The following is a 14,301-nucleotide window of genomic DNA, read 5'->3' on the forward strand; positions in this document are numbered from 1 at the left end:
CAAAACGTATTAATAGCTGTAGCTTCTTCTCTATGAGTCTTTTTAATAATATCAATCAGGTTTATACAAAAGATAATTGATAAAATAGGTGCAAAAAACATAACAACATACATGAAAAATACCATTCTAATCTTCCTTCCTACTCAAATACACCTTCAAAGAACCGTGTAGCACGGGGTTGAAGTAAGTCGTGGTAATCGTTAAATAATGTTTGGGCTGAGTTGCCTAGCCATTTTTCTGGGAGTAATTCCTCTGGTAAATGGGGGTCGATAAATAAAAACTTCCGGTACTGGTGAACGAGAGATGCACATTTTACGAAACATTCGCCGTCGCTCATGCTGCCTTTTTCGATCAAGTGTTGGTCGATATAATACTTTTCGCTATATTCCTTAATAAATTCAGAGTACTTATCATTCACTTCATCCAGATCCCAGCATTGGTAAATCAAATCCTCAGCCTTGCCCATTCCTTCATACGTTCCTTTAAAAAAAGTCACATAATCACTAATATCATATTTTTCAATCATGCGATGGACTTGTTCTTCTAATGGGTTCGGGGTAATCCAACAACTATTCGATAGACTACCAAATCCACTCCAAACAAGCTCTTTTCGCAATTCGTCGCGGAGGTTGCGTTTGTGTTCAGGAATATTATAGATAAGCATCCGCCATTGGCCATCCCAATGAGGAGCTGCTGTTTGATAGATTCGCCTAGAGGCTTCTTCCATTCGGGCTTTGCCTTGTTCGGTTAAAGAATAATAGCTTCTATTGCCTCGTTTTTCAGATTGGACCCAGCCTTGTTTACTCATGCGCGAAATAGCCGCGCGAACGGATTGCTCGTTATGACCAAACTCTTTGAGTAAACCGATTAAGCTGCCAATCCAGATCACGTTTCCGTAATGTCTGACGTAATCGCCGTATAACGTAAAAATCATGGAACGTGTGTTAAATTGATTGTCCATATCCCTAGATCCTTTCCTTTTTCGATAAATGGATTCCTGTGAAACTAGTTTACTATAAAATGACACAACATTCATACACTTTTTAAAGAATATCAACGATTTCGACCATCATAGAATAGTATATAGGACGTTATATTTTTTGAAAATTTAAAAATTTAATTGCTAATCGTATGACGTTTTGTTATGATAACGTTAAATAAACGTAATGAGGAGAGGTTGCTGTATGTATAACTATTTGGAGTATGGCAGTTCAGACGCTCCCCGCAATCACGAAGACCCGGAACAATACGATAGATTTATGGCACGCATTGAAGCAGGAGAAAAAATTGAAGCCGACGACTGGATGCCGGATGACTATCGCCAAGGATTAATAAAATTAATTTCGATGCATGGAATTAGTGAGATCATGGGCGCGCTACCGGAAAAAGAGTGGGTGCCGAAAGCCCCAACGTTAAAACGTAAACTCGGGATTATGGCAAAAGTCCAAGATGAGATGGGGCACGGGCAATTACTGCTTCGTGTCGCAGAAGATTTAATGAAACCTTACGGAAAAACGCGTAAAGATCTCATAGAAAATCTACTATCGGGAGATTTGAAGTTTCATAATGTTTTCCACATGCCGACGAAAACGTGGGCAGATGCCGGTATGGTCGGTTGGTTAGTTGACGGAGCGGCCATTATTTCGCAAACAAATATGCTCGATGCCTCTTACGGACCGTATCAACGCGCGCTTCAGCGAATTTGTCAGGAAGAAGTTTTTCATGCTCAGCATGGTGAAGCGATTATCATGGCACTAGCTGAAGGGTCCGACCATCAACGTGAAATTTTACAAGAATCGCTCAACCGCTGGTGGCCATCACTCTTGATGTTCTTTGGTCCAGCATCAGCGGATACGACCGGATCTTCGAAGCAAGACATTATGATTAAGTATAAAATTCGTAAAAGCAATAACGAAGAATTGCGCCAGGCCTTTTTAGACAAATACTTGCCTCGCGTGTTTTCGCTTGGCCTAACCGTTCCAGATGAGACCGTTCATTACGATGAGGAACAAGGCCAATGGGTGTATCAACAACCTGATTGGGATGAGTTTAAACAGATTATTAAAAACAAAGGTCCAAGGTCTAAAGAACGCTTGCGTTTGCGCCAGATTGCTTATGAAAACAATAGCTGGGTCCGCCAAGCGTTATCTAAAGAAGTGGTGGGATCTTAGAAAGGAGAGGTTGCATTGGAGGAGACGAATTTTTACCAAGAATATGAAGTGTTCAGTAAAAAAAGTGTGAAAGCCCCGATCCAACATCAGTTCAGCCTGCTTGCTCCGAATGAAGAGATGGCACTGTCCATGGCCTTGGAAAACTTTATGCGCCGGGAAGATGTCTTAGATGTTTGGGTGGTCAAACGAGAAAACATTCGCCGAATGACGAGTGAAGAGCGGACGAACTGGACGAAACGCCTTGATAACAAGGATTATCGGAAAACGAAAGGCTATGGCTATTTAAGGCAAAAGTGGAAGGAAAAAGAGCAAGGCATGCTAGATGAAAAAGAGATCATGTCGTGGAAAGAGGTGAAGAAAAAGTGATCACATCAGCTGAACAAGCCAAACAAGATCCAACGTATTTACAAGCGTTAAAGGAATTGCTTTATCAACTGGCAGACGATGATTTTTTGGTGTCGTTTCGTGGCTCCGAATGGCTGGGACTCGCGCCACACATTGAAGAGGATGTTGCTTTTTCTTCGATTACGCAAAACACGATGGGGCATGCGCTCCTATTCTATCAGCTGCTAGAAGAGCTCGGAGAAGGTAAAGTTGATGTATTAGCGCATGATCGGAAACCAAGTGAGCGTAAAAATGCTATTTATTTAGAGAAGAAAAACGGAGAAGGCCATTATACAGAGGAACCTTACTATGACTGGGCTTTGACGGTGGTCCGGAATTATTTCTATGAAACGTTTAAAAAAATAAAATTGGAAGCGATTACAAAGAGTTCGTATCAGCCACTCGCGAATGTTGCAGGGAAAGTGTTAATGGAGCAGCCTTATCATCTTGCGCATTGGAAGCTTTGGTTTGAACAGTTATATAACTCCACTGATGATGCGAGAGCGCGTTTGCAAACGAGGATTGCTGAAGCGTGGGAAGAGTTTGGCGATGTGCTGGAATTAGGTCCTTATGCAACGGAAATGGCTCACTTTGAACTTATGATCAGTGAGGTAGAGTTAAGAGATCGATGGCTTGAAGAAATAGAGCTGATGCTAGGAACTTTACCTAGTCGAACCTTAGGTAAAAAATACGGCAGCGGAAGGGAAGGTGAGCACACGTCTGATTTAGATCAAGCGATTGAAATTTTTCAGGATGTGTACGTCAGCGATGAAGGTGCTGTTTGGTAAGGAGGTGGTTGCATGCAAGAACAACTTGATGAGATTCAAGCGGTGTTAAAAACCGTTGATGACCCTGAACTACCATCTGTGAGTGTTTTTGACTTAGGGATGGTGCATGATGTGAAAGTCATCGGTGGGTCCGTATTTATCACAATGACACCAACGTTTGCAGGGTGCCCTGCTTTGGATTTTATCCAACGCGACGTAAAAAAAGCCGTTGAAGAGTTGGAGTGGGTGACAGACTGTGAAGTTCAATTCTCGTTCCAACAAAAATGGTCCACGGATGCCATTACAGATGAAGGAAAACATCAGCTTAAAAAGCACGGGGTTGCGCCACCACCAGAAGATTTCCAGCCTGGTCAAAAGTGGACGGTTAACTGTCCGTACTGCGAATCTAACTACACCTCAATGGACAATGTGTTTGGGCCGACCGCTTGTAGAAGCATTTTGTACTGCCAGGCATGCAAAAATCCATTCGAAGCCATGAAGCCAGTAGTGGATTACATGTCTTAATTTCTCGAAAAACGGGCCGAATCTCCCGAACAACGTTCACTATTTCTCGAAAACGGATGTTAATCTCTCGAAAACAAAGGGTGATCTCCCGAACAGATCTCCCCAAAAATATTAAAAAAAGGAGTTTTTCAAAATGGTTAAGTTAATTGCAATTTACAAACAACCGGAGGATCAAGAAAAGTTCGATGAGCATTACTTCAACACGCACACACCACTGACACAAAAGATCCCAGGACTGCGCGACATGAAGGTAACAAAAATTGTTGGCTCGCCAATGGGGGATACGGACTATTATCTTCTTTGTGAGATGTATTATGACGATCACGAATCACTACAAAAAGCGATGAAGACAGACGAAGGAAAAGCGTCAGGAAAAGACGTTATGCAGTTTGCCGGTGATATTGTCACGCTTGTAATTGGTGAGGAAGTTCATGTCGAAAAAGTTCATTAAAACGTATGAAGACGGACCTGTTGGGGTGATTGAGCTCAATCGCCCGGAAGTGTTAAACGCCTTAAACCGGCAAATGATTGATGAAATCGTAGCGCAGTTGGAGGACTACCAACGAAACTCAGCCATTCGCGTCATAATGATGAAAGGAAATGGCAAAGCATTTGCAGCAGGTGCTGACATTGAAGAAATGAAAAATGATACGCCGACGTCGATGGAGCTCGCGGACCCATTTGCAGTTTGGGACCGGATTGCATCGATTAAAAAGCCGATTATCACAGCCGTTAATGGGTTTGCTTTAGGTGGTGGGTTTGAACTGGCGCTTCACTGTGACTTAATCGTCGCCAGTGAAGATGCGAAGTTTGGGTTTCCTGAAGTGAAACTAGGTGTCATGCCAGGAGCAGGCGGGACACAGCTATTATCGAAGGCGATTGGCCAACGAAAAGCGTTGGAGTGGATATGGCTAGGTGAACAAATGAGTGCTAATGAGGCGCTGGAGCTGGGGGCAATTAACCGAGTCACGTCTAAAGAACTCGTCGAAGAAGAAACGATGCGATTGGCGCATCAGTTAGCAGAACAAGCGCCGCTCTCACTCAGATTAATTAAAGAGGCCGTTGATGTATCAAGCGATGTGCCGTTAAGAGAAGGCATGAAGCTTGAAAGGAAAAACTTTTACTTATTATTCGATTCACAAGATCAATCAGAAGGTATGCAGGCGTTCGTTGAAAAGCGGCCACCTCATTTTAAAGGGGAGTAAGTGATGGGACAGGACTTTCAAACGATTGTGTACGATGTGAATCAAGGTGTTGCGACGATCAAGCTCAATCGCCCGTGGGCGTATAATGCGTTTACGAAAGAGATGAACCGTGAAATAACGAAGGCATTGAAGCTATCGAGCAAAAATGAAGACGTTCGTTGCATTGTCATTACGGGTGAAGGAAAAGCCTTTTGCTCCGGGCAGGATTTGCAAGACGTTGATGAAAAGACGAATCACGCGGACTTTTTGCGTTCGCGTTATCATCCCATGTTAAAAACGTTAAAAGAAATTGACCTACCAGTGGTTGCGGCTGTAAATGGTACAGCAGCCGGAGCAGGATTGAGTTTAGCATTAGCTTGTGATTTTAGGTTAGTCAAATCAGGCACTAAGTTTATGAGCGCCTTTATGGGAGTTGGGCTCGTGCCCGACTCGGGGATGATGTATGTGCTACCTCGAATTGTTGGCTATGCCAAGTCAATGGAAATCGTCACACTAAACAAACCTATAACAAGTGATGAGGCCCATAAGTTAGGACTTGTAACGGAACTCATTGAGCCAGATGAATGGGGTGAGAAAACGTCAGCATTTGCCAAGCAACTAGCGAATTTACCAACGAAAGCATTCTCGCTTGTTAAGCGCTACATGATGGATAGTATGCACGAGTCTTACGAAGAGTTTTTGGATAAAGAGGCCCAAGCTCAGCGTATTGCTGGTCAGTCTGAGGACCATCAAGAAGGGCTTCAGTCGTTTAAAGACAAACGGAAACCGCATTTTATAGGGAAATAGTTAATAGATTAATAGAAGGAGTGATTCGAAATGGAACTGACAAAAGAAGCCATTCAAGAAGTCGGAGAGATGAAGCGAAAGCATTATGCGATGGTCATTAATGGAGAGCGTGTAGAGAGTGCATCAGGTGATACGCTCGAAACCTTTGACCCTGCAAAAGGCGAGACGATTGCCACGGTTGCAAAAGCTAATGAGGAGGATACAGAAAAAGCGGTTCAAGCCGCACGACAAGCATTTGATCATGGAAAATGGCGCAAGTACCCAGTTGGAAAGCGTGCGCGAGTCATGAACCAGATTGCCTCGATTATGCGCTCGCGTTTTAAAGAATTAGTCGAAATGGAAGTCTTAAATAGCGGAAAGTCTGTTGGTGCCGCAACGGTGCAAATTAATCAGGCGATCGAAGACTTTGAGTTTTACGCAGGTGCAATTGTTGGACATCGTGGTGTAGTAAACAATATGCCGTACGGCTTTTTTAACTATACACATAAGGAGCCAGTAGGTGTTTGTGCACAAATTATTCCGTGGAACTACCCGATGATGATGGCGGCATGGAAGATTGCACCAGCGATTGCAGCAGGTTGTTCGGTGGTCATTAAACCGGCAAGTCTAACGCCAATTACGGCAATTTTAATCAATGAAATTTGTCATGAAGCGGGTGTTCCAGAAGGTGTCGTTAACACAGTTCCAGGCTCGGGTGCAGTCGTCGGCGATTACTTAGTTCAGCATGAAGACATTAATAAAGTCGCGTTCACAGGATCAACGCCTACAGGGAAAGACATAATGGAGAAAGCTTCACAGACACTAAAGCGAATCACACTTGAGCTTGGCGGAAAGTCGCCGAATATCGTTTTTGAAGATGCGGATATGGAAGCGGCTGTCCCAGGGTCGCTATTCGGTATTTTCTTCAACACTGGTCAGTCGTGTGAGGCGCGCTCGCGAATGTTTGTCCACGAATCGATTTACGATGAATTTATGGAACAATTCGTTGAGAAAACGAAACAGTTAAAATCAGGCGATCCATTTGATAAAGGTACGCACTTAGGCTCTATTATTAGTCAAGAACAGCTTAATGTCATTGATAGTTATGTTCAGTCAGCCATTGCGGATGGCGCGACTGTATTAACAGGCGGTAAACAAATGTATCCGGAAGGTTTTGAAAACGGCTACTGGTATGAGCCGACGGTTATTACGGATGTTACACCGGATATGAAGGCAGTTCGTGAGGAAATATTCGGACCGGTTGTGGTTGTAGAGAAGTTTAGTGACGAAAAAGACGTCATTAAGCGTGCTAATGATACGAAATACGGCTTAGGGTCATCGATTTGGACGACAAATCAAGGGCGCGCCACACGTGTTGCGCATCAGATCCAAGCAGGGATCGTGATGGTCAACAGTCCATTCTCAGCATTCCCAGGTACGCCATTTGGAGGCTATAAGGAGTCAGGCTTTGGCCGTGAATTATCAGTTGAAACGTTAGACCTTTACATGGAAGATAAAAGCGTTTTATCTTACTACGGACCAAAACCATTAAATCCATTCGGAGTATAGAAAGGTTGATACCCATGACGATTCAACATGTAACCGTCGTGGGAGCCGGTGTTATGGGGCGAGGCATCGCATATGTCTCGGCCCTTTCCGGCTTTAACACGACACTGGTTGATGTATCGGAAAAACAATTAAATGACGCGTTAGGTTCAGCTAAAAAAACGGCGCAAAAAGGGATTGAACTTGGAAAAGTAACTGAATCCGACTACGAGAACCTTTTACAAAACCTACAGTTATCACAAGACTTGGCAATAACGGTACAGAGGACAGACTTAGTAATCGAAGCCGTGCCTGAAAAACGTGAGATCAAACAAAACGTTTTGGAAACAGCGTGCAAACACGCGCCCAAACACACCGTTTTAGCATCTAACACCTCAACGATTAGCCCAACAGAATTAGGGTCGTTTACCGAACGACCAAGCCAAGTGGCTGTTATGCATTTTTTTAACCCCGTACATAAAATGCGCTTAGTCGAAATCGTTCGAGGATTAGAAACGAGTGACCACACAGTAGAGACGATCCGCAAGACGGCAGAAGCGATGAACAAGGAAACCGTTGAGGTTAATGAATTCCCTGGATTTGTCACAAGTCGGATCAGTGCATTAGTTGGAAACGAGGCCTTTCACATGCTACAAGAAGGCGTGGCCTCAGCTGAAGATATCGATAAGGCGATCAAGCTTGGACTCAACTACCCTATGGGGCCGCTTGAATTAGGCGATTTGGTCGGACTTGATGCAAGGCTGAATAATTTAAAATACTTGCATGAAACCTTAGGCGAAAAATACCGCCCAGCACCTCTGTTAGAGCAATATGTAAAAGCTGGACGTTTAGGTCGAAAAACGGGCAAAGGGGTTTACGACTATACCGCAAAAGGTGAGTTGGTGAAAAAATGAAAGAAGTTGTCATTGTTGATGCCGTAAGAACACCGATTGGAAGGTATAAAGGGGCGTTAAAACACGTGCGCCCAGATGATTTAGGGGCTATTGTGATCAAAGCCTTGCTTGAGCGAAATCCGGATTTACCATCCGGAGCAATTGAGGAAGTAATTTTAGGAAACGCCAATCAGGCTGGGGAAGATAACCGAAATGTGGCCCGGATGTCGGCGCTACTAGCAGGTTTGCCGGTTGAAGTAGCAGGTACGACCGTCAATCGATTGTGTGGGTCTGGTATGGATGCCGTCATGCAAGCATCTCGTGCGATTGCAATAGGTGACGGTGATGTTTATATCGCTGGCGGAACCGAAAGTATGACACGCGCGCCTTTTGTTATGGCAAAGCCTAATAAGGAGTTTCCGCGTGGGAATATGGAAATGTACGATACGACCATCGGGTGGCGTTTTACGAATCCAAAGCTAGATGCCATGTATGGCTCAGATTCCATGCCTGAGACAGCTGAGAATGTCGCTAAACGCTATAACATCTCCCGTGAAGAACAAGACGAATTTGCGTTTGAAAGTCAAATGCGCGCCAAAACAGCGCTAGAGACGAATCGCTTTTCAAACGAGATCGTCCCTGTTACTTATCAAGACCGTAAAGGAAACGAAATCACAGTCACGGACGATGAGCACCCACGCCCAAGTACAACACTAGAAAAACTTTCTCAATTACGACCGATTTTTGACGGAGGCACCGTGACAGCTGGGAATGCCTCTGGCGTGAACGATGGTGCTTCAGCCTTGTTAATCATGAGTGCAGAAAAAGCGAAAGAACTGCAGTTAAAGCCAATAGCCCGATATGTAGCAGGAGCGACAGCAGGTGTTGAACCAGCCGTTATGGGGCTTGGCCCGATTGATGCGACGCGAAAAGTTTTAAAACGCTCTGGCCAGAATGTTTCAGATATAGGTTTAGTCGAGTTGAATGAAGCATTTGCATCTCAGTCAATCGAATGCATGCGCCAACTCGAATTAGACCCATCAAACGTTAACGTAAACGGTGGTGCTATCGCATTTGGTCACCCACTCGGGGCAAGCGGCGCCCGAATTTTAACGACGCTCGTGCATGAAATGAAAAAGCGCAACACAAAGTATGGCCTTGCGACGATGTGTGTAGGCGTCGGTCAAGGTATTGCGACGGTCGTTGAAAATATTAGTGAATAGAATTTACTGACGGTTTCAAAGGTTTTTCTGTTGGATTTTTAAAGTTTACTGTCGGATTATATAGGAGGTCGCGACCATGAATCCAGTGTGTGACATACTCAAAATCAAAAAACCAATCATTCAAGGTGGGATGGGAAACATCAGCAATGCCGAGCTTACTTCTGCCGTCTCCAATGCAGGTGGCCTTGGCACAATAGGATGCGGGACAATGACACCGAGCGAAGTTGAAGAAAAAATCATTCAAACGAAAAACATGACCGACCAACCTTTTGCCGTCAACATTGCGCTTGCGGTTTCACCACATCCCGACCAGCTAATTGACCTTGTCATCGAGCATCAAGTGCCTGTTATCTCGCTATCGGCAGGCAATCCAGCTCCCTATATCCCGCGATTACATGAACATGGCATCAAAGTGATGACGTTAGTAGCGTCCGTCAAACATGCGAAAAAGGCAGAAGAAGCGGGGGCGGACCTCTTAGTTGCAGAAGGTTACGAAGCGGCAGGGATTAACTCGAATTTAGAACTCACGACGTTTACGTTAATCCCGCAAATTGTAGAAAACGTACGTGTGCCAGTTATTGCCGCAGGTGGGATCGGTGACGGAAAAGGCTTAGCTGCCGCACTGATGCTTGGAGCAAGCGGCGTCCAGATGGGAACACGTTTTATCGCAACAAAAGAAGCCCCATTTCACCAAAACTATAAAGAAAAAATTCTAGCCGTAAACGGAACAGGAACGACGATTGTTGGGAGATCAGTTGGTCAAATTAGACGCATCTTACAAACGCCTTACGCTGAAAAACTAACCGATTTAGAAAAGTCTGGTTTAACCGAAGAACAATACCGACAAATGACATCAGAAGAACATCATTGCAAAGGTGCCTTAGAAGGTGACCTAGAGAACGGATTTCTAAATAGTGGTCAAATATCAGGCTTAATCGAGGACATTCCAACGGTAAACGAACTAATCGATCACATGATTCAACAGGCAACAGACCAAATCGAACAGTCGAGACATTTACTACCCAATAAAATTATTTGAAAATGGTGAGTTTTCTAATAATAAATTGACCGTTTTATTACGCAATGATAAAATAGCGTTATAATATCGTTATATAAAAACAAATTCATGAAAGCGCTTTTATAGGAAGTGATGACGTGAAGCCAGGTATGAATATTGGACGTCAGGAGACGATCCAAATAAATGTGACAGAAGATATGTTTGCTAGTTTCGAAGGCCATGTGGTCCATCCTGTGTACTCAACTGTCGCAATGGTGTACCACATGGAGTGGGTATCACGTAAAATCATTCTTCCTTTTTTAGAAGACCATGAAGAAGGCATGGGAGCCGCCGTTCAAATTAAACATATTAACGCCGCCCCTTTACACACTCAAGTTACCCTCACAGCCACCCTTACAGAACACCACAACGAACAAGTAATCACGACAGTAGAGGCTCGAACAGAACGCGGTTTAATAGGAAAAGGGGAAGTTAAGCAAGTGATTTTGCCTAAAAAAATCATTCAGTCAAAAATCTCATCAATAGAATCTACTTAAGTTAGTTGGTTAAATTCCTACAGTAGGAGGATGAGTATGAGCTTCTTAACTGCATCATCTCAAAATAATCAAGACCGTTTTGCTTTACTAGAAAAAATGCAAGAACACGAACAAGTCGTCTTCTGCAATGACCCTTCCACGAATCTTCAAGCCATTATAGCAATACATAGTACCAAACTCGGCCCAGCCATTGGAGGATGTCGGATGCAGCCTTACGAGTCAGTCGATGACGCGTTGGATGACGTCCTGCGTTTGTCAAAAGGCATGAGTTATAAGTGTGCCGCCGCAGATGTCGACTTCGGTGGCGGGAAGGCCGTCATTATCGGTGACCCTAAAACGGATAAAACTCCAGAATTATTCCGGGCGTTTGGCCAGTTTGTCGATTCTTTAGGTGGACGCTTTTACACCGGGACCGATATGGGGACGAACATGGAAGACTTCGTTCACGCGACGAAAGAAACGAATTGCATTGTTGGAATCCCTGAGGCGTATGGCGGAGGAGGAGATTCCTCGATTCCGACGGCCCAAAGTGTGATCTACGGTTTAAAAGCGACGAGCCAAATGCTTTATGGCCATGAGCATTTAGCCGATGTGACGTATGCAATTCAAGGGTTAGGAAAAGTTGGGTTCAAGGTAGCGCAACGACTTTTAGAAGAAGGGGCACACATTTACGTATCGGATATTAGTGATGAGCGCATTCAGGACATTCAGGAAATAGCCAATACCACAAACGGCTCCGTCATGGTCGTTGATAAAAACGCCATTTACTCCCAGCCAGCTGATATATTCGTCCCATGTGCACTTGGCGGTATTATTAATGACGCAACGATTGAGCAGTTCCAATTTAAAGCCATTGCAGGGTCTGCTAATAACCAGCTTTTAGATGAGGAACACGGCATTAAACTTGCGGATAAAGGCATATTGTACGCCCCTGATTACATTATTAATGCAGGCGGATTAATTCAAGTATCCGATGAACTTTACGGCGCAAATAGAGAGCGCGTGCTCCTTAAAACGAAAGAGATTTATAATACAATGCTAGAAGTTTATAAGCAAGCTGAGTTAAAACAAATCTCAACGGTTGAAGCGGCAAATCAATTCTGTGAAAAAGTGATGGCCGACCGTGAAAAACGAAATAGTTTTTATACGCGTTCGGTTCGACCGAAGTGGAATATCCGTTAGGAGGTGCCGATTTTGGAAGAACAATTTCCAATAATTAAAGTCATGGATGACGAAGGAAAACTCGTTGATCCAGATGTTCAAATCGATTCTGAGTTAGTTAAAAAATTGTACTACCATATGACGCGCATCAGACTGTTTGACCGGAAAGCAATTAGCTTACAACGGCAAGGACGAATTGGGACTTACCCACCTTATGAAGGCCAAGAAGCAGCTCAAGTAGGAAGCGTCATGGCACTAAATGGTGGCGATTGGGTTTTTCCGACATATAGAGATCACGGAGCGACTTTAACGTTTGGCGCTGATATGGTAAGGACGTTTTTATATTGGAACGGCCGCGCAGAAGGCTGCGTACCACCGGAAGGTAAAAATATTTTCCCAGCAGCGGTCCCAATTGCAACCCAAATTCCGCACGCCGTTGGAACAGCCTGGGCAGAGAAGCGTAAAGGCACTGACCATGTGGCGCTTGTTTATTTTGGAGATGGCGCAACATCCGAAGGCGATTTTCATGAAGGGTTAAACTTCGCAAGTGTGTTCCAAACGCCGACTGTCTTTTTTAACCAAAATAATCGTTACGCCATTTCAGTTCCAGTTGAAAAACAAATGCATTCAAAGACAATCGCACAAAAAGGTTTGGCGTATGACATTCCAAGCGTACGCGTGGACGGCAATGATGTTTTAGCCGTTTATGAAGAGACACAAAAAGCTGTTAAGCGTGCGCGACAAGGAGAAGGCCCAACACTAATTGAAGCGGTCACGTGGCGCACAGGCGCTCATACAACAGCTGATGATCCGACGAAATATCGTCCTGAAGCTCAAGGGGAGTCCGTCGTTCACCCACTCGATCGATTAGAACGATTGATGAAAAATGAAAACCTTTGGGATGAAGCTTGGATCAATCAAGTGCAGCTTGAGCTTGAAAATGAAGTCGAAGTGGCAGTCGAAGCGATGGAAAATTATCCGAAAGCCAACCCGGAAGACTTATTTGATCACGTCTTTGAAACGTTGCCAGAGCAACTTGATGAACAGAAACAATCCTATCTCGACCTTATAGGGAGGGGTTAAATGATGGATATCAAAATGGAGGATCAAAAAACTCAGACGAAAACGACACAGTCACTGACGATGGTTCAGGCAATTAACGATGCCTTAAAAACGATGCTAGAACAAGATGAGACGACGATTTTGCTCGGTGAAGATATCGGTAAAAACGGCGGCGTCTTCCGTGCGACAGAAGGGTTGCAGGAACAGTTTGGCGAAGACCGCGTTATCGATACGCCTTTATCGGAATCAGGCATTGTCGGAACATCGATTGGGCTTGCGGTGAACGGCTTTAAGCCCGTGTGTGAAATGCAGTTTATGGGCTTTATTTATCCTGCCTACGATCAAATCATGACGCACGCATCACGTTTGCGTATGAAAACGATGGGCCATTATTCAGTACCAATGGTCATCCGTGCTCCATACGGCGCTGGCATTCGTGCACCAGAGATTCACTCAGACAGTATGGAGTCAATTTTTACACATATGCCAGGTGTTAAAGTCGTATGCCCAGCAACGCCTAAAGATGCGAAGGGGTTGCTCATTGCAGCGATCGAAGACCCTGACCCAGTCATCTTTATGGAACCGATGCGGAGTTATCGTGCCCAGCGTGAAGAGGTTCCAACTGAGAAGTACCAACTGCCAATCGGCAAGGGAGAAAAAATCAAAGAAGGAGACGATGTGACGATCATCACTTGGGGTGCAATGCTTTCAGTTGCTAAGCAAGCAGCTGAGCAAGCCGAATCACAAGGAATAGGCTGCGACGTACTCGATCTAAAAACACTTTATCCGTTAGACCGCAATTTAATAGCCGAATCCGTACAGAAAACAGGCCGTGCCGTTATTGTACATGAAGCTCATCAAACGGGTGGTCTAAGTCAGGATATCCTGTCGGTCATTAATGATACATCCTTTTTATACCTAAGAGCGCCAATTGAGCGTGTCACAGGGTTTGACGTACCGGTACCTTTTTTCGCCTTAGAAGACCATTACTTACCAACGGCCAAACGAGTACTTTCAAGCATTGAAAAAGCAGTGCATTTCTAAAG

Annotated in this window: 16 protein-coding genes; 15 read left to right on the forward strand and 1 reads right to left on the reverse strand. The window is 44.4% G+C overall.

Annotation, left to right across the window (positions count from 1 at the left end; all coding sequences use genetic code 11):
• Positions 1–139 precede the first annotated feature (139 nt).
• Positions 140–961 (reverse strand): phenylacetic acid degradation operon negative regulatory protein PaaX, encoded by an 822-nt coding sequence (paaX, locus tag EDC24_RS05300; RefSeq protein ID WP_124220444.1) that lies wholly within the window; start codon positions 959–961, stop codon positions 140–142.
• A gap of 223 nt (positions 962–1,184) precedes the next feature.
• Here paaX and paaA point away from each other — a divergent pair, with 223 nt between their 5' ends.
• From paaA to EDC24_RS05375, 15 genes are all read left to right on the forward strand, one after another.
• A complete protein-coding gene (gene paaA / locus EDC24_RS05305) occupies positions 1,185–2,171 on the forward strand; it encodes a 1,2-phenylacetyl-CoA epoxidase subunit PaaA (RefSeq protein WP_124220446.1) in 987 nt (328 codons plus the stop codon).
• Positions 2,172–2,186: 15 nt separating this feature from the next.
• Complete coding sequence (gene paaB, locus EDC24_RS05310; protein WP_124220448.1) at positions 2,187–2,537, forward strand: 1,2-phenylacetyl-CoA epoxidase subunit PaaB; 351 nt, start codon at positions 2,187–2,189, stop codon at positions 2,535–2,537.
• Positions 2,513–3,343, forward strand: coding sequence for a 1,2-phenylacetyl-CoA epoxidase subunit PaaC (gene paaC, locus EDC24_RS05315; protein WP_124220450.1), 831 nt, complete (start codon positions 2,513–2,515; stop codon positions 3,341–3,343). The genes paaB and paaC overlap by 25 nt, the downstream gene beginning before the upstream one ends.
• A 12-nt stretch (positions 3,344–3,355) precedes the next feature.
• Entirely contained in the window at positions 3,356–3,847 is a 492-nt protein-coding gene (gene paaD, locus EDC24_RS05320; RefSeq protein ID WP_124220452.1) for a 1,2-phenylacetyl-CoA epoxidase subunit PaaD, read from the forward strand.
• 133 nt (positions 3,848–3,980) lie between these two features.
• Positions 3,981–4,298, forward strand: a complete 318-nt coding sequence (locus EDC24_RS05325; protein ID WP_124220454.1) for an EthD family reductase — start codon at positions 3,981–3,983, stop codon at positions 4,296–4,298.
• Positions 4,279–5,052 (forward strand): enoyl-CoA hydratase/isomerase family protein, encoded by a 774-nt coding sequence (locus EDC24_RS05330; protein ID WP_124220456.1) that lies wholly within the window; start codon positions 4,279–4,281, stop codon positions 5,050–5,052. Before EDC24_RS05325 ends, EDC24_RS05330 begins: the two co-directional genes overlap by 20 nt.
• Positions 5,053–5,055: 3 nt before the next feature.
• Positions 5,056–5,838, forward strand: a complete 783-nt coding sequence (locus tag EDC24_RS05335) for an enoyl-CoA hydratase/isomerase family protein (RefSeq protein WP_124220458.1) — start codon at positions 5,056–5,058, stop codon at positions 5,836–5,838.
• Between the two features lie 30 nt (positions 5,839–5,868).
• Complete coding sequence (locus EDC24_RS05340; protein WP_124220460.1) at positions 5,869–7,386, forward strand: aldehyde dehydrogenase family protein; 1,518 nt, start codon at positions 5,869–5,871, stop codon at positions 7,384–7,386.
• 14 nt (positions 7,387–7,400) lie between these two features.
• On the forward strand, positions 7,401–8,276 hold the full coding sequence (locus EDC24_RS05345) for a 3-hydroxyacyl-CoA dehydrogenase (protein ID WP_124220462.1): 876 nt from the start codon (positions 7,401–7,403) through the stop codon (positions 8,274–8,276).
• Complete coding sequence (locus EDC24_RS05350; protein WP_124220464.1) at positions 8,273–9,478, forward strand: acetyl-CoA C-acyltransferase; 1,206 nt, start codon at positions 8,273–8,275, stop codon at positions 9,476–9,478. Before EDC24_RS05345 ends, EDC24_RS05350 begins: the two co-directional genes overlap by 4 nt.
• Positions 9,479–9,554: 76 nt before the next feature.
• Positions 9,555–10,517, forward strand: a complete 963-nt coding sequence (locus EDC24_RS05355) for an NAD(P)H-dependent flavin oxidoreductase (RefSeq protein WP_124220466.1) — start codon at positions 9,555–9,557, stop codon at positions 10,515–10,517.
• A 116-nt stretch (positions 10,518–10,633) separates the two neighbouring features.
• Positions 10,634–11,032: a thioesterase family protein gene (locus EDC24_RS05360; protein ID WP_124220468.1), complete on the forward strand. Its 399-nt coding sequence runs from the start codon at positions 10,634–10,636 to the stop codon at positions 11,030–11,032.
• Between the two features lie 36 nt (positions 11,033–11,068).
• Positions 11,069–12,214: a Leu/Phe/Val dehydrogenase gene (locus EDC24_RS05365; protein WP_124220470.1), complete on the forward strand. Its 1,146-nt coding sequence runs from the start codon at positions 11,069–11,071 to the stop codon at positions 12,212–12,214.
• A 12-nt stretch (positions 12,215–12,226) separates the two neighbouring features.
• Positions 12,227–13,276, forward strand: a complete 1,050-nt coding sequence (gene pdhA / locus EDC24_RS05370; protein ID WP_124220472.1) for a pyruvate dehydrogenase (acetyl-transferring) E1 component subunit alpha — start codon at positions 12,227–12,229, stop codon at positions 13,274–13,276.
• Between the two features lie 3 nt (positions 13,277–13,279).
• Positions 13,280–14,299: an alpha-ketoacid dehydrogenase subunit beta gene (locus tag EDC24_RS05375; protein ID WP_124221477.1), complete on the forward strand. Its 1,020-nt coding sequence runs from the start codon at positions 13,280–13,282 to the stop codon at positions 14,297–14,299.
• The last annotated feature ends 2 nt before the right edge of the window (positions 14,300–14,301 follow it).

This window comes from Aquisalibacillus elongatus, assembly GCF_003843875.1.
GTDB lineage: Bacteria > Bacillota > Bacilli > Bacillales > Alkalibacillaceae > Aquisalibacillus > Aquisalibacillus elongatus.